The sequence below is a fragment of the Pseudomonas sp. PDM22 genome (assembly GCF_014851965.1).
Lineage (GTDB): Bacteria > Pseudomonadota > Gammaproteobacteria > Pseudomonadales > Pseudomonadaceae > Pseudomonas.
Genome location: NZ_JACVAR010000001.1, coordinates 917,116 through 934,762, shown reverse-complemented (window position 1 = coordinate 934,762; position 17,647 = coordinate 917,116). Strand labels below are relative to the sequence as shown.

Sequence of the window (17,647 nt, the reverse complement as noted above, 5' to 3'; positions counted from 1 at the left end):
CTGTGCCTTCTCTTTGATTGGGGGGTTCGAAATAACTGTCTATTTATACAGTAAAATGATCGCGCGATGCTACTGCGGCTGTGCGAATCGTTGCCAGCAGCGTAGACGCAGGAAAGGGATGTGCTTGTAGAAGGCCGGTATTGGCGGCGGCCCAAAGCAGTGCGCGCGCCCCGTAGGCGCGCGCAACGCAGCCACGTGACTGGCGCAATGAATCGTAAGTCAGATGGCTCTGTAGGAAGGAATTCTTGCAGAGGGTGCCGTCAGGACGCGATCGGCAGGCCGTTGTCGCCGCGCGTCATGGCAGCCAGCAGCTGCGGCGCCGTGCCGCCTTGCTCGATGGCGATGCCGAAGCGGATGCTCTGGATGAAGCGCTGCAGCTGTTCCGGGTCCTGCAGCTGGGTGTTGCGGATCAGCCGGCGCGCGGCGACTCCTGCCTCGGTGGAGAGGGTCAGGACAATGCTGCCGTCGGGCCGTTCAAGGCTGAAATTGACGCGGTACTGGTCCTGGAAGGCGTCGGTCAGCGTCTGAAAGGGACTTTCCATCACTCGTTCCTGCCTGTTTTGTGGCATGCCCCTGAATGGACTCGGGGCGGGCCGAAAAAGTTCGCAGTCATATTCGCGCAGCCCATCTGTGCCATGACTGCGCAAGATCAATGGCGTAGCACTTGCAGGCTTCACGCCAACAAAGCCTTGTATTGCGGAGAACCGACGAATGAAACAGAACTGGGCCGAGCGCCTGAGCGAGCGGATGCACGGCTGTGCCGAATCCCTGGGTAACCTGCTGGTGGAAGGCTTCCACTACCTGGCGCTGTTCGCCATCGGCGGCACGGTCTTCTGGTCGGCGGCGGTGGCCTTCGGCGAGATGGTCGGCAAGGGGCACGCAAGCATCGACGACATCCTGCTGCTGTTCATCTACCTCGAGCTGGGCGCCATGGTCGGTATCTACTTCAAGACCAACCACATGCCGGTGCGCTTCCTGATCTATGTGGCGATGACCGCGCTGACCCGCCTGATGATCGCCGACATCCAGCACAACCACGTGCCCGACGACGGCATCATCCTGGTCTCGGTGGCCCTGTTGCTGCTGGCGCTGGCGATCCTGGTGGTGCGTTATGCCTCCTCGCGCTTCCCTTCGCCCAGCGGCAAGCTGCGCGGTGGCGAGCACGACCTGATCAGCGACGACGAGCGCTGATCGCCCGGCGGCTTTGATCCAGAGCCGCCGCTCGGCCGGCGGATGCACTACCATCGGTGCATCCGCTGCCTGAGAAGACCACTCCATGAAGGGATGGAAGCTGTTCGCACCCCTGCTGATCCTGGTGATCATCGCCGTTACCCTTTACCTGCGCCTGCACACCCAGCCGCTGCTGCTGCAGGGCGAGGCGGACGCCACCAACGTCATCGTCGCGTCCAAGGCCAAGGGCCGGGTCGAAGTGCTGCATGTGCGGCGCGGCGATGACGTGAAGCAGGGCCAGGTGCTTATATCCCTCAGCAGCCCGGAGCTGCAGGCCCAGCTGGACTCCTTGCGCGCCGCGCGCAACCAGGTGCAGGCGAACCTCGACGAATCCCTGCATGGCACCCGTGAGGAAACCCTGCGGGCCCTGCAGGCCAGTCTGTCCCAGGCGCAGGCCGAGCTGCGCAACGCCGACCTGGAGTACCAGCGCAACGAGGAACTGGCCGGCCGCGGTTTCGTTTCCCAGGCACAGCTGGACCTGTCCCGCCGTGGGCGCGACGTGGCGCGCAACCGCGTCGCCGAAGCCCAGGCCAATCTCGACCAGGGCAACCAGGGCGACCGCGAAGAGCGCCGCCGTGCGCTGGAGGCTGCCGTGCGCAGGGCCGACGCGCAGATACTCGAGCTGCAGGCGCAGACCGATGATCTCAACGTGGTCGCGCCGGTGGACGGCGAGGTCGGGCCGATCCCGGCGGAGCAGGGCGAACTGGTCAATGCCTACAGCCCGTTGCTGACGCTGGTGCGGCTATCTGACAGCTACTTCGTGTTCAACCTGCGCGAAGACATCCTCGCCGATGTGAAGAAGGGCGACGAAGTCTCCATCCGGGTGCCGGCGCTCAAGGGCGCTGAAGTGAAATCCCGGGTCGCGTACATTGCGCCGCTCGGCGACTTCGCCACCAAGCGCGCCACCCGCGCCACCGGTGATTTCGACCTGAAGACCTTCGAGGTACGCCTGTATCCGGACCAGCCGGTACAAGGCCTGCGCCCCGGCATGAGCGCGCTGTGGCAGTGGAAGCAGTAAGGCGCAACCTGCTGCGTTTCGCCCAGGCCTTCGGCAGCGAAACGCGGGTCGCCCTGCGCAGCTGGACCATCCACTGGCTCGGCTGGCTCTGGCCGTTGCTGCTGTTCGTGGTGATCAGCGGCGTGTACCAGGCGGGTACGCTGCTGGACATGCCGGTGGCCGTGGTCGATGCCGACCACAGCAGCCTGTCGCGGCGCATCGTCCGCGAGCTGGACGCCGGCTCCCACGCCAAAGTCGAGGTGCTCGGCGGCGGCCTGCAGGAGGGCCTGCGCCGCCTGCGCATGGCCGATGACTATGCGTTGCTCTACATCCCGCGCGACTTCGAGGCGGACGCGCTGTCCGGCCGCCAGCCGGTCGCCGAGCTGTACTACAACTCGCTGTTCTATTCCGCCGGCTTCTACTCGACCCAGGATTTCAGCGGTCTGATGAGTTCGGTCAACGCCGAGCTGCGCCCGCGCCTGGCCACCGGCATGGACCGCGCCGTACCGACGCTGGCCAGCATCAGCGTGTCCTATGAAAGCCTGTTCAATGCCAGCGGCAACTACATCTACTTCCAGCAGTTCGCCGCCATCGTGCACCTGCTGCAACTGTTCGTTATCGTCGCCACCGTGCATGTGCTGGCGCGCGAAGCGCCGGAGCTGCGCGCGTCCTCGCCGCACATATTGCGTGCCCAGGCCCTTGGCGCGCGGCTGCTGGGCAAGCTGGCGCCCTACACGTTGCTGTTCAGCACGCTGCTGATGGTCGAGCTGTTCCTGCTGGTGGAACTCAATGGCGCGCGGATCAACGGCAACCCCTGGTGGATGCTGGCGATCACCATCTGCTACGTGGCGGCAGCGCAGAGTGTCGGGCTGATGCTGTTCATCTTCACCGCCAACCGCTACAGCGCGTATTCCCTGATCGGCCTGCTGATCGGCGTGGCGCAGACCTATTCCGGCGTGCTGCTGCCGGAACTGGCGATGCCGCAGATCGCCCGTGTCATTTCCGAGGCCGAGCCGCTGACCCATACCCTGCACGGCCTGTTCGACCAGTTCCTGCGCAGGGCGCCGGCCGAGTCCGGGCTCTACACCTGCTGCAAGCTGCTGCTCTACCCGCTGATCGCCTACATGATCGCCAAGATGCGCCTGCGCCGGCGCCTCGACCTGAGCCCGGCGTAAGGAGCTGTCATGGAGAACTTCTGGAAGGTCTTCCGCGAATCCCTGAGCGGCATGCTCGGCAAGCCGCTGTGGCTGCTGATGGTGCTGTCCGTGGCGCTGACGACCTTGCCCTACGCCCACCGCACCATGGACGACCTGCCGGTGGCCGTGATCGACATGGACCACAGCGCGGTGTCTCGCGAACTGGTGCGTCAGCTGGATGCCGCGCCGAAGATCGCCACGGTCGGCTACGACCAGTTGCCCGAGGCCCAGCATGACCTGGCCTGGCGCAAGCTGTTCGCCATCGTGGTGATCCCGCTGGACTTCGAGAAGCGCGTGCTGCGCGGCGAGGCGGTGACCGTGCCGATCTTCGGCGACGCCACCAACCGCATGGCCAACGGGCAGATCCAGCAGGACATCAGCGCCACCTACACCGAGCTGTCGCTGCGCTATAACCGCGAACGGCTGATGCGCGGCGGCTTCTCCGAGGTGCAGGCGAATGTACTGCTGCAGCCGGCCATCGGCCAGCTGACCGATCTGTTCAACCCCGGCACCAGCTTCGCCGCCATCGTCCTGCCGGGGCTGGTGACGCTGATCCTGCAGCACAGCCTGCTGCTCTCCTGCACACGGGTGAACCTCAACCTGCGCGGCGGCACCCCGCGCTCGCTGCGCCAGCCGACCTCGACGCGCTTTGGCCGCTACGCCGCGCAATTGCTGATCTGGACGGTGCTGGCGATGCTCTTCTATGTGATCTGGCCGTGGATCATGGGATACCGGCAGACGGCCTCGTTCTTCATGCTGATGGGCCTGGTGCTGCCCTTCCTGCTGGCGGTGATCGCCATGAGCGAGTTCATCGCCGAACTGCTGCCCTCGGAAGAGGCGGTGTACCTGACCATGACCTTCATCACCCTGCCACTGTTCTACATGGCCGGCTTCACCTGGCCGCCCCAGGCCATGCCGCAGTGGGTACAGCTGCTGGCCGACGCGATCCCGTCTACCTGGGCGATCCGCGCCGTGGTGGAAATGAACCAGATGAACCTGCCACTTTCCGCCGTGGCCGACCGCATCCTCGTGCTCTTTGCCATGGCGGCGGCCTATGGGCTGCTGGGCACGCTGATCTACCAGTACCGCAACTGGCGCTGGGACCAGCTCAAGGGCTGGTAAGCTGTCGTTTCGCTATCGAGAAGGAGTTTCGATATGACGATGTTCCGTTCCTGGTTGCTGCTCGGCGCCGCGTTGCTCGGCGGATGCGGCTCCTACCACACTCTGCGCAGCGACGAGGTAGTGGACGCCAGCGACCTGAGACTCAAAGGGACCTATTGCGGCGCCATTCCGCGCGTGTATGGCGGCGTGGTATGGGATGCCTGCCAGCTGTACGGCGAGCCCCCGGCCGATACCGGCCATACGTCGGCCTCCACACCGGCCAACTACAGCTTCGGCCCGCCTATCCTGCCGGTGCTGGACATGGCCTTTTCCGGCGTGGTCGATACCCTGGCCTTGCCTTATACCCTGTATCGGCAGAACCGCGACGGCAGCATCGAGCTGCGCCGCGACTGAGCGGAATCCGAACTGCAAGGGAGATGAACGATGCTGAGTCGTCTGTTCGCAGTGCTGATAGTCAGCGCCGGAGTCAGCGGATGCGGGTCGGTCCGGACGCTGGACAGTGAAGCGAACGAGAGTGTGAGCGATCTGAAACTGGGCAGGACCTACTGCACCGAGATCCCCCGCATCTACAGTGGTATTGCCTACAACTTCTGCGCCCTGCACGGTGATCCGGGCGGTCGCTTTCAGCGCAGCGCGGGGCTTTCGCCGCCGCTTCCCGATGCTCCCCAGGGGCTCTACTGGCCGCTGTTCGATGGTCTGCTATCCGCTGCCACCGACACCCTGGCGCTACCTTATACGATCTACCGGCAGCATCGCGACGGCAGTATCGAGTTGACCCACGACTGACCCGTCTAGAGTGAGAGTTCCAACTTCTCGGGAGCTCTCTGATGAACGCATTGAACGGCAAGGTCGCGGTTGTCACCGGCGCGGCGAGCGGCATCGGCAAACAGATCGCCCTGACCCTGGCGCAGGCCGGTGCCGCAGTGGCGATCGCCGATCTGCAGCAGGACGCCGCCCAGCGCGTGGTCGCCGAGATCGAAGCCGCCGGTGGCAAGGCACTGGCGGTGGCCATGGACGTGACCGACGAGCTGGCTGTGGACCGCGGCATCGAGCGGGTAGTCGCCACCTTCGGCGGGCTCGACATCCTCGTCTCCAACGCTGGCATCCAGATCGTCAATCCGTTGCAGGACTACGCCTTCGCCGACTGGAAGAAGATGCTCGCCATCCACCTCGACGGCGCCTTCCTCACCACCCGCGCAGCGCTGCGCCACCTGTATCCGGCCGGTCGCGGCGGTGTGGTGATCTACATGGGCTCGGTGCACTCCCACGAAGCCTCGCCGCTCAAATCTGCCTACGTCACTGCCAAGCACGGTTTGCTCGGCTTGGCCCGTACCCTGGCCAAGGAAGGCGGGCCACACGGCGTGCGCTCCCATGTGGTATGCCCCGGTTTCGTGCGCACACCGCTGGTGGAGAAGCAGATTCCCGAACAGGCGAAGGAGCTGGGCATCAGCGAGGAAGCGGTGGTGAAACAGGTGATGCTCGGCGGGACGGTGGATGGCGAGTTCACCAGCGTGGAGGACGTGGCGCAGACGGTACTGTTCCTGGCCAGTTTCCCCTCGGCGGCGCTCACCGGACAGTCGGTTCTGGTCAGCCATGGTTGGGGAATGCGCTGAGCTGGAGGCGCAAGGACAATGACCCCGTCTCGTAAGGGGACGAGCGGGGTCATTGGGTCGACTTGCTTGCGCCGGCAAGAGCTCTGGTTCACCCGGGGCGTCTGCCTCTGCCGGGTCCGGGCTCGTTGCGTCGGAGCAGGTGTAGATTCCTACATGCCGGTGCTTGGCGATGTAGTGGATTTCCCCTTCGTGGTGTCAGGAGGTTCTTCACTGTAGGAGCTTTCCCGGAACGGTAATCGTGGGATTGGCCGGCATCTACGACCGAAGCGGGTTATGGGAGCGCGCCATGCGCGCGATCGCGGACATGGCCTGCTCCTACAGCACTCGTGCAGGATCAGACCGCCTTGGGCAGCGGCGCGAACAGCGCGTCGATGTCCGCGTCGTCCAGCTGCCAGTCGCTGCCCGAGCCGTCGAGGATGCCGGCGGCCAGTGCGGCCTTGTCGCGCTGCAGCAGCTGGATCTTCTCTTCCACCGTGCCACGGGCGATCAGCTTGTAGACGAACACCGGTTTGTCCTGGCCGATGCGGTACGCGCGGTCGCTGGCCTGGTTTTCGGCGGCCGGGTTCCACCAGGGGTCGTAGTGGATCACGGTGTCGGCGGCGGTGAGGTTCAGGCCTACGCCACCTGCCTTCAGGCTGATCAGGAACAGCGGCACGCGGCCTTCCTGGAAATCCTTCACCGGCGCGCGGCGGTCGCGGGTATCACCGGTGAGCAGGGCGTACTCCAGGTTGCGCTCGGCCAGCGCCTCGCCGATCAGTGCGAGCATCGAGGTGAACTGCGAGAACACCAGCACCCGGCGGCCTTCGGCGAGCAGTTCTTCGAGCATGTCGAGCAGGTAGACCAGCTTGCCCGAGGTCACCGCGCGCGCGGATTTGCCGGTGGGCGGCGGGGCTTCCTTGTTCACCAGGCGGATGTCGCAGCAGACCTGGCGCAGCTTGAGCAGCGCCTCGAGGATGATGATCCGGCTGCGCGCCAGGCCACGGCGGGCGATCTCATCGCGCACCTTGCGGTCCAGCGCCAGGCGCACGGTCTCGTAGAGATCGCGCTGTGCCTCGCTGAGCTCGATGTGCTGGATGAACTCGCTCTTGGGTGGCAGTTCCGAGGCCACCTGCTCCTTGGTGCGACGCAGCAGGAACGGGCGGATGCGCGCGGCCAGGTGTGCCAGACGGCCCTGGTCGCCGTGGCGCTCGATGGGGGTGCGGTAGTCCACGGCGAACTGCCGCGCATCACCCAGCCAGCCCGGCAGCAGGAAGTGGAACAGCGACCACAGCTCGCCCAGGTGATTCTCCAGCGGCGTGCCGGTCAGGCACAGCCGATGGCGCGCCCGCAGGTGGCGTGCGGCCTGGGCGGCCTTGGTGGTGGCGTTCTTGATGTTCTGTGCCTCGTCGAGGATCAGCAGGTGATACTCGTGCTGCGCCAGTTTCTCGGCATCGCGCGGTAACAGGGCGTAGGTGGTGAGGATCAGGTCGTGCTCGGCGATCTTCGCAAATGCCTTGCGCCGCCCGGCGCCATGCAGGGCGAGCACCCGCAGGTCGGGCGTGAAGCGCTCGGCCTCGTCCAGCCAGTTGGGAATGAGGCTGGTGGGCATGATCACCAGCGCCGGGCTGGTCAGGCGCCCGGCCTGCTTTTCCAGCAGCACGTGGGCGAGGGACTGCAGCGTCTTGCCCAGCCCCATGTCGTCGGCGAGGATGCCGCTGGCGTCGACTTCGCGCAGGGTCTGCATCCAGCTCAGGCCTTCGTGCTGGTAGCCGCGCAACTCGGCGTTGAGGCCGGCGGGAATCTGCGCCGGCTGGGCGCGGTAGTCGCGCAGGCGATGGGCGATCTCGCGCAGTTGCTCGCCGCCCTGCCAGGTCAGCGGCAGTTCTTCCAGCTCGGTCAGGCGCGCGGCGTCCGGCGCGCCCATGCGCAGGCGGCGTACCGGTGGCTGTTCCCCGATGTAGAACTCGGACAATGTGCCCAGCATCGGCTTGAGCTTGCCGAACGGCAGCGAGACGCGCAGCGGCCGGTCGGAGGCGGTCTGCCAGGTGTGCACAGGGTTGCGCCCGGCATCCAGGCGCAGCACCAGTTGTTCATCGTCGGAGTGGCGGGCAAGGGCGACTGGGTCGAGCAGCGCCGGCATGCGCCGGATCAGTTCGATCAGCGCCGGCAGCAGGCTGATGCGCCGGCCTTCCACCTCGATGCCCAGCTCCAGGTCGAACCACTGGCGGTCGTCGGTTTCCTCGATCTCGGCGTACCAGTTTTCCACCGGCGTGAGGTCGAAGACGAATTCGGGGCGGATATCGATTTCCCAGCCCTGTTCGCGCAGGTGCGGCAGGCCTTCGCGCATGAACTCCTGCCAGGCGCTGTCGTCGGGCAGTTCGAACATTTCCCCGGCACTGTCTTCCAGCGCATCGCTGCGGCGCATCGCCGGTTTGAAGCCCAGCTCGCGAAGGTCCAGGCGCCAGGCGTGTTCCAGTTCCAGCTCGCGGCTGACGCGGACGATCTGGTCATCGCGGAACACCCGGATTTCGCGACCGGAACGCGGCGTGACGCTGCCCGAGACCGGCATATCGCCATACAGGAACGCCAGCGCGGCGCGGTGCCGGGAGATGTTCTGCATGCGTCCGCTGCGCAGGTCGAAGCCGCTGTGCACGTGGCTGCCCAGGGTCAGCCGTGGCCGGGGCGCGAGTTCGTCGCGCTCCACGGCAGGCAGTGGAGATTCGGCGGGTGGCTTCATCCGAGTGTCCTTCCGGCAGTCCAGCCGAGTACGCAAACGCCCGATGATACCGCGATTTTTCTCGGGCGGGACGCGGAAGGAAACCGGCGGTCAGCGGGCGAAGCGTTTTGCCCCCGCAACGCACAGCACAACCGCGACGGTCGCGCCGGCCATCAGCGGGCTGATCTGCTCGTGCAGCAGCAGGCCGGCCAGCGCCAGGCCGAAGAACGGTTGCAGCAGCTGCAGCTGGCCGACCGCGGCGATGCCGCCGGTGGCCAGGCCGTGGTACCAGAAGAAGAAGCCGATGAGCATGCTGAACAGCGAGACGTAGCCGAGGCTGATCCAGGCCGGCCAGCTGGCGCCGGTGAAGGTTTCCGGCTGGGTGTACCAGGCCAGCGGCAGCATCAGCGGCAGGGACAGCACCAGCACCCAGCAGATCACCTGCCAGCTGCCCAGGTGGCGCGCGATGCGCCCGCCTTCGGCGTAGCCCAGGCCGCAGACCGCCACGGCGGCGAGCATCAGCAGGTCGCCGGTGAAGTTGCCCGCGCCGCTCTGCGACAGGGCGAAGCCGGCGACGACGGCGCTGCCCAGCAGCGAACAGATCCAGAACGCCGGCCGCGGCTGTTCACCGGCGCGCACCACGCCGAACAGCGCGGTGGCCAGCGGCAGCAGGCCGACGAAGACGATGGCGTGGGCCGAGTTGACGTGCTTGAGCGCCAGCGCGGTGAGCAGCGGAAAGCCCACCACCACGCCGCCGGCGACCACCAGCAGGGGGACCAGGTCCTTGCGCGCCGGCAGTTTCTGCCGCAGCACGATGAGGATCGCCGCCGCCAGCAGGCCAGCGATGCTGGCGCGGGCGAGGGTGAGAAAGGTCGGGTCGAAGTCGGCCACTGCTACCCGCGTCGCCGGCAGTGATCCGCTGAAGATGAGGACGCCGAGGAAGCCACTGAGCCAGCCGCCGAGGTGGCTGTTCGTGGCGAGAGTCTGGGTGTTGTTCATGGTGGGTCTTCCGGCAGGAGAGCGAGCCTGGAGGATGCGCGCGGAGCCGCCGGGCGGCCAGTGACAGAAGGGTACAATTTGCGCAAACTGTCCGTAAATTATCTCGGTACACCTTATCCGGGGGCAAGCGAGGGCGGCATGGGCAGACCAAAGAGCACGCGGGTCGATTCGGTGATGCAGCACGTGCGTGAACGCCTGGCCGCACGGGCGCTGGTGCCCGGTGAGCGGCTACCGTCGATTCGTCAGTTGGCCGAACAGCTGGAAGTGTCCAAGACCACCGTCGTGGAAGCCTATGACCGGCTGGCCGCCGACGGTGTGATCGCCGCGCGCCGGGGTTCCGGCTTCTATGTCGCCGGCCATGCGCCGCCGCTGTCCCTGGCGGATGTCGGTCCGGCGCTGGACCGCAGCATCGATCCGCTGTGGATTTCGAGACAGTCGCTGGAGGCCGCGGATACCTCGCTCAAGCCCGGCTGCGGCTGGCTGCCGCCGTCCTGGCTGCCGGAGGAGGAATTGCGCCGGGCGCTGCGGCAGATTGCCCGCGCGCCGCAATCGAGCCTGCTGGAATACGGCCGCCCCTACGGGCATTCCGGCCTGCGCGAGCAGCTCGCGCGCCGGCTGGCGGACTACGGCGTGCCGGTCGGAGCGCAACAGGTAGTGCTCACCGACAACGGCACCCAGGCCATCGACCTGGTTTGTCGCTTCCTGCTGGAACCGGGCGACTGCGTGCTGGTGGACGACCCCGGCTACTTCAACTTCCAGGCCCTGCTGCGCGCGCATCGCGTGCAGGTGGTGGGCGTGCCCTACACGCCGACCGGGCCTGACGTTGCTGCCATGGCGACCCTGCTGGAGCAGCACCGCCCGCGTCTGTACATCACCAACTCGGCCTTCCATAACCCTACCGGCGCGGTGCTTTCGCCACTGGTTGCCCATCGCCTGCTGAAGCTCGCCGAGGCCCATGACCTGCTGATCGTCGAGGACGACATCTTCGGCGACTTCGAACATGAGAGTGCGCCGCGCCTGTCGGCCTTCGACGGGCTGGAGCGGGTGATCCAGGTCGGCAGCTTCTCCAAGACACTGTCGGCTTCGGTGCGCTGCGGCTACATCGCCACCCAGCCGGAATGGTGCGAGCGGCTGGTGGACCTGAAGCTGGCGACCAGCTTCGGCAACAGCCCGTTCAGCGCGGAGATGCTCTACGAACTGCTGCGCAAGGGCAGCTATCGCCGCCACCTGGACAGCCTGCGCGGGCGCCTGGCCGATGCCATGGGCGAGACGCTGCTGCGTCTGCGCGCGCTGGATGTCCAGCCCTGGCTGGAACCGCGTGGCGGGGTGTTCGTCTGGGCCTGCCTGCCGGATGGGCTGGATGCCGCCGAAGTCTCGCGGGCGGCGCTGGCGGACAATCTGGTGCTGGCGCCCGGCAATGTCTTCAGCCTGAGCCAGAGTGCCGCCGGCTACCTGCGCTTCAACGTCGCCCAGTGCCTGTCGCCCCGTGTCTTCGAGGGGCTGGAGCGGGCCATGGGGCAAGCGCGCAGGCGCTGACAGAAATCGAGCTCAGAACTGGACGGGCATTCCTTTTCTGCCCGCGAATCCAGAGCGCTTCCCTCTCCGGAAGCCGGCAGAAAAGGCCGCGGGGCAGGGCAATAAGCCCTGGGCCGACTGAAAAGCCTGCGGAAAGCTGAACAGCTGTACAGCAGGATCTGAAAAATACCACCTCACGGTCGAAAAGGTACGGCGAACCACGAACAGGCCAAACCTCTAGGATTATCGATTCAGCACCTCAGGCTCGCGACAGGTGATTCGAGGTGAATCGTTGGATCAGAAGAAGAGGACGCTCTATGGCCGAACCGTGCCAGCTGTACCTGAATGTCGCCATCAGCCGCGCCAGGCTGGAAGATTTCCTGCGTCAGGAGGCAGGATCCGCTGCGCGTTTCGAGGACCTGGATGAATGGCTGGATCGCAATCCCCAGCACCGCGGCGGTTTGACCTGGAGGGAACTGTGCGAACTGGGGCAGGGAACGACGGCGGCGGGCTGGGTGGCTGGCTGGAGCCGGCACCTGCGCTCGCCGGCCTGGAATCATTACGATGACTGGACCCAGACCTGGAGCCTGGGCGTGCTGGAGTTCCGCGACAGCCGGGACTGGATAGTCGGCGTGCTCAACGTGCTGCGACGTGTAGCGGAGCACAAGGACCTGCCAGGCACGGACTACCTGCTGATCTATGAATATCTCTTTGGCAAGGGCTCGGTAGTGGCCGCTGTCGAACTGACCCCTGGCGCATCCCGAATCCTCCTCGAGCAACCGCCGCCTCGTGTCATGGCCGAAGCCGACATAGTGATGAGCAGGCTTATACGCGCCATGGATGTGACTGCAACCTATGCCGTTCAGCGAATTTCCGACACAGATACTCACAAAAGGCGTTGCTGAGTTCTTTTAATTGAGAATTAGTATCATATAATTCCGCTTTTCAATCGCGTGCCTGGGAACAGCCCGGGCCGCCTTGCCCGTATCCCGTCGAGACTTGCCGTATGACCGGAACCCAGGCTGGCGCCGTTGTCGCCCGCATCCTCAGCGCCGTGGTCGGCGGCTATGCCCTGGCCTATACCGCGACTGCCTTCCTCAGCGTCTACCTGCCGATGTCGAGGCCGGACCGCGTTTCGCTGTCGAGCCTCGCCTGCTTCATCGTCTGGGTCGCGGCGATCCTCTACGCCTTCGGCGCGAAGAGCCCGTGGCGTGCGGTCTGGCTCCCGGTGGCAGTGAGTGTCGTGCTTGGCGTCGCGGCCTTCCTGCCGAGTGGCTACGGAGTGCGTCCATGAGCCTGCGTCAATCGATGTCCGGCCTGCACACCTGGGCCGGGCTGCTGGTCAGCTGGATTCTCTTCGTCGTGCTGTTCTCCGGCACCGTCGCAGTGTTCGACAAGGAGCTCACCCGCTGGATGACCCCGCAGCTGCACAAGCTGGAGCAGGTCAAGGTGGGCGCCGACCAGGTGCGCGAGCTGATCGCCCTGCGCGCGCCCAAGGCCCATGGCTACTGGATGCACCCGCCCACTGAGCGCATGCCGTACTGGACGGCGGGCTGGGAGCCGGCGGACTTCAGTGAGTTCCAGTCCTTCCTGGTGGATGCCCAGAGTGGCGAGGTGCTGCCCAGGACGGTCGGTGGCAACTTCTTCCTCGAACTGCATTACGAACTGCACGGCGGAATCCTCGGCCTCTACGTGGTCGGCGTGGCCGGTGTATTCATGCTGGTGGCACTGGTCAGCGGGGTGATCGTCCACCGGCGCATCTTCAAGGACTTCTTTACCCTGCGCCCGAAAGCTGCCCGGCAGCGCGCGTGGCTGGATGCGCACAACGTGCTGGGCGTGCTCGGCCTGCCGTTCCATCTGCTGATGGCCTACACAGGCCTGGCGATCTTCATCACCTTCTATATGACCGCCGGCATCAAGGTGGCCTACAAGAACGACATGGAGCACTTCTTCCATGACGTGCAGGGCGCCTTCGATCGCGAGGCGCTGGGCAAGCCGGCCAAGGCGACCAAGTCCATCGACAACATGATCCTCAAGGCCCGCGAGGCCTGGGGCGATGACAGCCAGGTCGGCTGGATCAACATCGAGAACCCGGGCGATGCGGCGGCGATGGTGCAGATCCGCAAGGCGATCGACAAGAGCATGGTCAACGACCAGCGCACCGTGTCCTTCGACTCCGGCAGCGGCGCGCTGCTGCACGTGCAGAAGCCCTACAAGCCGGGCTACAAGACCTACGCCTGGCTGACCGGCCTGCACATGGCGCAGTTCGGCAACGAGCTGCTGCGGGTGATGTATTTCGTCCTCGGCCTGGTGGGCTGCGTAATGGTGTTCGGCGGCCTGCAGGTCTGGGTCAGCAAGCGTGAGGGGCGCGGCCACCGTGGCGTTGCGCTGGTGCGTACGCTCAACGGCGCGGTTTGCGGCGGTCTGCCGATCGCCTCCTTCGGCCTGCTGGCGGCATCGCGCCTGCTGCCGGCCGACCTGCTCCAGCGCACCCGCTGGGAAGCCACCGCCTTCGTGGTCATCTGGCTGCTGGCGCTGGCCCACGCGTTGCTGCGCCGTGGCAGTCGCTCCATGGCTCGCGAGCAGTTCGCCGCGCTGGCGGCGCTGGCGTTGCTGCTGCCGGTGCTGAGCCTGTTCGGCCCCGAACCAGGGCGGGTCACGACGCATGTCGCCAACGGCGACTGGATGATGGTCGGTATCGATCTCGGCCTGCTGCTGATCGGCGGTCTCTGCGCTTTCCTCGGCTGGCGACTGGGACAGGAGCGTGTTGAGCCGACTCGCGCACGCCGCGTCCGTAACGAGGAGTACGCCTGATGCTGCTGGTGTTCGGTCTCAACCTGCTGGCGCTGGCGGCGGCCTGCCTGTCGCTGTCCCGCCATCATCGCGATCTGTTCGGCAGTGCTCCATCGCCGTCCCGCGTGCGCCTGCTGCGGATCGTGGCGTTGGTGGATGGCGTGCTGGCGCTGGCCTATTCGATTCACCGTATGGGCATCGAACTGGGCATCGTCTACTGGGCATGCCTGCTGATGATCGCCTGTGCTGCGCTGGTCCTGCTGCTGGCCTGGCGTCCGCGCTGGGCTTTGCCGACGGCGGCGGCTATGCCGGTGATCGGTGGCGTGCTGGCGGTGCTGGGCTGACGCCGGACTTGCCGGCGTATTCGCTGATGAGCAGTGCAGGACTCAACCTGTAGGAGCGGGCCATGCCCGCGAACCCTGTACCGGCCGGTACACGACCGAATGCCTACTCCTCGAACGCCTGCCGGTATTCCCCCGGTGTCCCGCCTACCACCGATCTGAAGCGGTTGGCGAAGTGGCTGGCACTGGAGAACCCGCAGGCGAGGGCGACCTGGCTCAGCGGCTGGCGGGTGTCGCGCAGCAGGCGCTGCGCCAGGGCCACGCGGCGGGCCAGGACGTACTGGTGCGGTGGCATGCCGAAGCTTTCGCGGAACATCCGCGCAAAGTGGTATTCCGACAGTGCCGTCTGCATCGCCAGCTCGCCGAGGGACAGCGGCTGGTCCAGGCGCTGCTCGATGTAGTCGGCCACGCGCCGGCGCATGGTCGGCGCCAGACCGCCCTTGAGTTTCAAGCCTTCGCGCATGCCGACCTGGTTCAGCAGCAGGTGATCGATCAGGTCATGGGCCAGCGTACTGGTGCGAATGCGTTCGCCCGGCTCGTGCCAGTCGAGCTTCACCAGTTGGCGGAAGCGCGCGGCCTGCTGCGGGTCGTCGAGGAAGGTGCGTTCGTGCAGTTGCAGTTCACGCGGCTCGCGGTCGAGCAGGCGGATGCAGCCGAGCGAGAACTGTTCCTGGCCGATATAGAGGTGGGCCAGGCGGATGTCGCCGTTGACGATCCAGGCCGACTCGGCGCCGGCCGGCATCACGCAGAGCTTGTCGGGCGCCCCAGTGGTGCCGGGGGCACCACGACGGAAGGTGCCGGTGCCGTCGTTCAGGTAGCAGGACAGTGTGTGGTGGCTCGGCGCGTGGTAGTCGCGGGCGTCGTGGCTGTTGCTCCAGATCGCCGCGGACAGCCCGTCGCCCAGCTCCGCGCAACGCTCCAGGCGGGCGTTGGGCGAGGCGTTCATCGACTGGAAGACTTCGAGCTGCGAAATGGCTGACATGGATGTTCCTCTGTTGCCTTCACTCTACCCGCGCGGGCGCGCCTTGCCAGCCCGGTTGTCGCAATAAGCGCAAGAATCTGCAAGCCGGCGCCGGGGGCGGGCGGGAGACTGTTTCCGTAGGATTTTCGGAGACCGCCATGAACCTCTCGCTCTACCTGCTCACCGTGCTCATCTGGGGCACGACCTGGATCGCCATCAAGTTGCAGGTCGGCGTGGTCGCCATTCCTTTGTCCATCGCCTATCGCTTCAGCCTGGCGGCGCTGGTGCTGTTCGCCCTGCTGCTGGTTTCGCGCCGGTTGCAGCCGTTGGGACGGCGTGGGCAGGCAATCTGCTTCGCCCAGGGATTGTGCCTGTTCTGCGTGAATTTTCTGTGCTTCTACACCGCCAGCCAGTGGATCCCCAGCGGGCTGGTCGCCGTGGTGTTCTCCACCGCGACGCTGTGGAACGCGCTGAATGCCCGGGTTTTCTTCGGCCAGCGGATTGCGCCCAACGTCCTGGGCGGCGGCGCATTCGGTCTGGCAGGGTTGGCGCTGCTGTTCTGGCCGGAGCTGTCCGGGCATCAGGCCTCGCGGGAGACCTTCTACGGCCTGGGGTTGGCGCTGCTCGGCACGCTGTGTTTCTCGGCGGGTAACCTGCTGTCGAGCCTGCAGCAGAAAGCCGGGCTGCGGCCGCTGTCGACCAACGCCTGGGGCATGCTCTATGGCTCGCTGATCCTGCTGGTGATCTGTCTGGTGCAGGGTGTGCCACTGACTTTCGACAGCAGCCCGCAGTACGTCTGGTCGCTGCTGTACCTGGCGATCCCCGGCTCGGTGATCGGCTTCACCGCCTACCTGACGCTGGTCGGGCGCATGGGACCGGAGCGTGCGGCCTACTGCACCGTGCTGTTCCCGGTGGTGGCGCTGAACGTCTCGGCCTTCGCCGAGGGCTACCAGTGGAGCCTGCCGGCGCTGGCCGGGCTGGGGCTGGTGATGGTGGGTAACGTGCTGGTGTTCCGCAAGCCCAGGCCGGTGTTGCAGCCGGCGCGGGCGTGATGTTCCTCGTAGCTTCGTAGGGCGAACAACGCGCCAGCGTTATCCGCCGCCGAGGTGCCGGCGGATAACCTGTCCCAGGTTATGCGCCCTACGAAAAGCGCATCAGGCTTTCCAGGCCTGCGGATTGACCAGGTTCTTCGGCCGCTCACCGCGCAGGGCGGCTTCGAAGTTGTCCAGCGCGCACTCGGCCATGGCCTGGCGGGTTTCGTGGGTGGCCGAGCCGATATGCGGCAGGGTCACGGCGTTGGGCAAGGCGAACAGCGGCGACTCGGCCAGCGGTTCCTTCTCGTAGACATCCAGGCCGGCGGCGAGGATGCGCTTCTCCTGCAGCGCTTCCACCAGCGCGGCTTCGTCGATCACCTGGCCGCGGGCGATATTCACCAGGATGCCGGTGGGCTTCATCAGCTCCAGCTCACGCTTGCCGATCAGCTTGCGGGTCTTGTCCGACAGCGGTACCACCACACAGACGAAATCCGCCTCGCCCAGCAGTTCCTCGAAACCGCAGAAGCGCGCGCCGAACGCCTGTTCCAGCTCCGGCTTGCGGCTGTTGCCGTGGTAGAGGATGTCCATGTTGAAGCCGAAGTGGCCGCGACGGGCGATGGCCGCGCCGATGCGGCCCAGGCCGAGGATGCCGAGCTTCTTGCCGTGCACGTCGACGCCGAAGTGCTGGGCGTCCACGGTGCGCTTCCACTGCCCGGCCTTGGTCCAGGCGTCCAGCTCGGCGGTGCGCCGGGCGGCGGCCATGATCAGGGCGAAGCCCAGGTCGGCGGTGGTTTCGGTCAGCACGTCCGGGGTATTGGTCAGCGGGATACCGCGCTGGTTCAGGTAGTTCAGGTCGTAGTTGTCGTAGCCGACCGAAACGCTGGAGATGACCTCCAGCTGGGTGGCCTGGGCCAGTTGCTTCTCGCCCAGCGGGCGGCCGACGCCGATCATGCCGTGGGTGGTCGGCAGGGCGGCGGCCAGCTGCGCGTCGACATCGCCCTGCTTGGGGTCGAGCACGGTGACGTTGAACTGGCTGCGCAGGCGGTCGAGGTGTTCCGCGGCAAGGCGGCTGAAGACAAACACATTCTTTTTCATGGCTCTCGGACGGCAGGGAGGCGGAGGGGGCTTAACCCTACCATTGCCGAGCCAGA

General features: G+C 66.1%; 18 protein-coding genes. 13 read left to right on the top strand and 5 right to left on the bottom strand.

Annotation, left to right across the window (positions count from 1 at the left end):
• Positions 1-260: 260 nt before the first annotated feature.
• Positions 261-542, bottom strand: coding sequence for a DUF3509 domain-containing protein (locus tag IB255_RS04525; protein WP_151188210.1), 282 nt, complete (start codon positions 540-542; stop codon positions 261-263).
• A gap of 169 nt (positions 543-711) precedes the next feature.
• Here IB255_RS04525 and IB255_RS04520 point away from each other — a divergent pair, with 169 nt between their 5' ends.
• From IB255_RS04520 to IB255_RS04490, 7 genes are all read left to right on the top strand, one after another.
• Entirely contained in the window at positions 712-1,191 is a 480-nt protein-coding gene (locus IB255_RS04520; RefSeq protein ID WP_081516221.1) for a phosphate-starvation-inducible protein PsiE, read from the top strand.
• 85 nt (positions 1,192-1,276) lie between these two features.
• Entirely contained in the window at positions 1,277-2,248 is a 972-nt protein-coding gene (locus IB255_RS04515) for an HlyD family secretion protein (RefSeq protein ID WP_081516220.1), read from the top strand.
• On the top strand, positions 2,230-3,402 hold the full coding sequence (locus tag IB255_RS04510; RefSeq protein WP_081516219.1) for an ABC transporter permease: 1,173 nt from the start codon (positions 2,230-2,232) through the stop codon (positions 3,400-3,402). Before IB255_RS04515 ends, IB255_RS04510 begins: the two co-directional genes overlap by 19 nt.
• Before the next feature lie 9 nt (positions 3,403-3,411).
• Positions 3,412-4,545, top strand: coding sequence for an ABC transporter permease (locus IB255_RS04505; RefSeq protein ID WP_192209829.1), 1,134 nt, complete (start codon positions 3,412-3,414; stop codon positions 4,543-4,545).
• Between the two features lie 39 nt (positions 4,546-4,584).
• Positions 4,585-4,938 carry a YceK/YidQ family lipoprotein gene (locus IB255_RS04500; protein ID WP_225594704.1) on the top strand — a complete coding sequence of 118 codons (354 nt, stop codon included), beginning with the start codon at positions 4,585-4,587 and terminating at the stop codon, positions 4,936-4,938.
• 30 nt (positions 4,939-4,968) lie between these two features.
• A complete protein-coding gene (locus tag IB255_RS04495) occupies positions 4,969-5,331 on the top strand; it encodes a YceK/YidQ family lipoprotein (protein WP_081516216.1) in 363 nt (120 codons plus the stop codon).
• A gap of 41 nt (positions 5,332-5,372) precedes the next feature.
• Positions 5,373-6,158, top strand: coding sequence for a 3-hydroxybutyrate dehydrogenase (locus IB255_RS04490; protein ID WP_081516215.1), 786 nt, complete (start codon positions 5,373-5,375; stop codon positions 6,156-6,158).
• Positions 6,159-6,492: 334 nt separating this feature from the next.
• Here the strand turns inward: IB255_RS04490 and IB255_RS04485 are convergent, their stop codons facing one another.
• Positions 6,493-8,523 (bottom strand): DEAD/DEAH box helicase, encoded by a 2,031-nt coding sequence (locus IB255_RS04485; RefSeq protein ID WP_139791481.1) that lies wholly within the window; start codon positions 8,521-8,523, stop codon positions 6,493-6,495.
• 441 nt (positions 8,524-8,964) lie between these two features.
• A complete protein-coding gene (locus IB255_RS04480) occupies positions 8,965-9,852 on the bottom strand; it encodes a DMT family transporter (protein ID WP_081516213.1) in 888 nt (295 codons plus the stop codon).
• Positions 9,853-9,990: 138 nt separating this feature from the next.
• Here IB255_RS04480 and IB255_RS04475 point away from each other — a divergent pair, with 138 nt between their 5' ends.
• The 5 genes from IB255_RS04475 to IB255_RS04455 all read left to right on the top strand — a co-directional run bounded on the left by IB255_RS04475 (position 9,991) and on the right by IB255_RS04455 (position 14,504).
• Entirely contained in the window at positions 9,991-11,388 is a 1,398-nt protein-coding gene (locus IB255_RS04475; protein ID WP_192209827.1) for a PLP-dependent aminotransferase family protein, read from the top strand.
• 296 nt (positions 11,389-11,684) lie between these two features.
• Positions 11,685-12,272, top strand: coding sequence for a hypothetical protein (locus IB255_RS04470; protein ID WP_081516211.1), 588 nt, complete (start codon positions 11,685-11,687; stop codon positions 12,270-12,272).
• A gap of 101 nt (positions 12,273-12,373) precedes the next feature.
• Positions 12,374-12,661 carry a DUF3649 domain-containing protein gene (locus tag IB255_RS04465; RefSeq protein WP_081516210.1) on the top strand — a complete coding sequence of 96 codons (288 nt, stop codon included), beginning with the start codon at positions 12,374-12,376 and terminating at the stop codon, positions 12,659-12,661.
• Positions 12,658-14,181, top strand: coding sequence for a PepSY-associated TM helix domain-containing protein (locus IB255_RS04460; protein WP_081516209.1), 1,524 nt, complete (start codon positions 12,658-12,660; stop codon positions 14,179-14,181). Before IB255_RS04465 ends, IB255_RS04460 begins: the two co-directional genes overlap by 4 nt.
• Positions 14,181-14,504, top strand: a complete 324-nt coding sequence (locus IB255_RS04455) for a DUF3325 domain-containing protein (protein ID WP_192209826.1) — start codon at positions 14,181-14,183, stop codon at positions 14,502-14,504. Before IB255_RS04460 ends, IB255_RS04455 begins: the two co-directional genes overlap by 1 nt.
• A gap of 103 nt (positions 14,505-14,607) precedes the next feature.
• Here the strand turns inward: IB255_RS04455 and IB255_RS04450 are convergent, their stop codons facing one another.
• On the bottom strand, positions 14,608-15,483 hold the full coding sequence (locus IB255_RS04450; RefSeq protein ID WP_081516207.1) for a helix-turn-helix domain-containing protein: 876 nt from the start codon (positions 15,481-15,483) through the stop codon (positions 14,608-14,610).
• 137 nt (positions 15,484-15,620) lie between these two features.
• Between IB255_RS04450 and IB255_RS04445 the strand changes: the two genes are divergently transcribed.
• Positions 15,621-16,514 carry a DMT family transporter gene (locus IB255_RS04445; protein ID WP_081516206.1) on the top strand — a complete coding sequence of 298 codons (894 nt, stop codon included), beginning with the start codon at positions 15,621-15,623 and terminating at the stop codon, positions 16,512-16,514.
• Positions 16,515-16,616: 102 nt separating this feature from the next.
• Here IB255_RS04445 and IB255_RS04440 read toward each other — a convergent pair whose 3' ends face one another.
• Entirely contained in the window at positions 16,617-17,591 is a 975-nt protein-coding gene (locus tag IB255_RS04440) for a 2-hydroxyacid dehydrogenase (RefSeq protein WP_081516205.1), read from the bottom strand.
• Positions 17,592-17,647: the final 56 nt, after the last annotated feature.

What these genes read in the sequence shown, in the direction of transcription:
- IB255_RS04500 (WP_225594704.1), top strand. Translation starts at nt 4,585, where the DNA reads ATGTTCCGTTCCTGGTTGCTGCTCGGCGCCGCGTTGCTCGGCGGATGC.
- IB255_RS04455 (WP_192209826.1), top strand. Translation starts at nt 14,181, where the DNA reads ATGCTGCTGGTGTTCGGTCTCAACCTGCTGGCGCTGGCGGCGGCCTGC.
- IB255_RS04515 (WP_081516220.1), top strand. Translation starts at nt 1,277, where the DNA reads ATGAAGGGATGGAAGCTGTTCGCACCCCTGCTGATCCTGGTGATCATC.
- IB255_RS04475 (WP_192209827.1), top strand. Translation starts at nt 9,991, where the DNA reads ATGGGCAGACCAAAGAGCACGCGGGTCGATTCGGTGATGCAGCACGTG.
- IB255_RS04450 (WP_081516207.1), bottom strand. Translation starts at nt 15,483, where the DNA reads ATGTCAGCCATTTCGCAGCTCGAAGTCTTCCAGTCGATGAACGCCTCG.
- IB255_RS04440 (WP_081516205.1), bottom strand. Translation starts at nt 17,591, where the DNA reads ATGAAAAAGAATGTGTTTGTCTTCAGCCGCCTTGCCGCGGAACACCTC.
- IB255_RS04480 (WP_081516213.1), bottom strand. Translation starts at nt 9,852, where the DNA reads ATGAACAACACCCAGACTCTCGCCACGAACAGCCACCTCGGCGGCTGG.
- IB255_RS04470 (WP_081516211.1), top strand. Translation starts at nt 11,685, where the DNA reads ATGGCCGAACCGTGCCAGCTGTACCTGAATGTCGCCATCAGCCGCGCC.
- IB255_RS04520 (WP_081516221.1), top strand. Translation starts at nt 712, where the DNA reads ATGAAACAGAACTGGGCCGAGCGCCTGAGCGAGCGGATGCACGGCTGT.
- IB255_RS04445 (WP_081516206.1), top strand. Translation starts at nt 15,621, where the DNA reads ATGAACCTCTCGCTCTACCTGCTCACCGTGCTCATCTGGGGCACGACC.
- IB255_RS04495 (WP_081516216.1), top strand. Translation starts at nt 4,969, where the DNA reads ATGCTGAGTCGTCTGTTCGCAGTGCTGATAGTCAGCGCCGGAGTCAGC.
- IB255_RS04485 (WP_139791481.1), bottom strand. Translation starts at nt 8,523, where the DNA reads ATGTTCGAACTGCCCGACGACAGCGCCTGGCAGGAGTTCATGCGCGAA.
- IB255_RS04465 (WP_081516210.1), top strand. Translation starts at nt 12,374, where the DNA reads ATGACCGGAACCCAGGCTGGCGCCGTTGTCGCCCGCATCCTCAGCGCC.
- IB255_RS04460 (WP_081516209.1), top strand. Translation starts at nt 12,658, where the DNA reads ATGAGCCTGCGTCAATCGATGTCCGGCCTGCACACCTGGGCCGGGCTG.
- IB255_RS04490 (WP_081516215.1), top strand. Translation starts at nt 5,373, where the DNA reads ATGAACGCATTGAACGGCAAGGTCGCGGTTGTCACCGGCGCGGCGAGC.
- IB255_RS04525 (WP_151188210.1), bottom strand. Translation starts at nt 542, where the DNA reads ATGGAAAGTCCCTTTCAGACGCTGACCGACGCCTTCCAGGACCAGTAC.
- IB255_RS04505 (WP_192209829.1), top strand. Translation starts at nt 3,412, where the DNA reads ATGGAGAACTTCTGGAAGGTCTTCCGCGAATCCCTGAGCGGCATGCTC.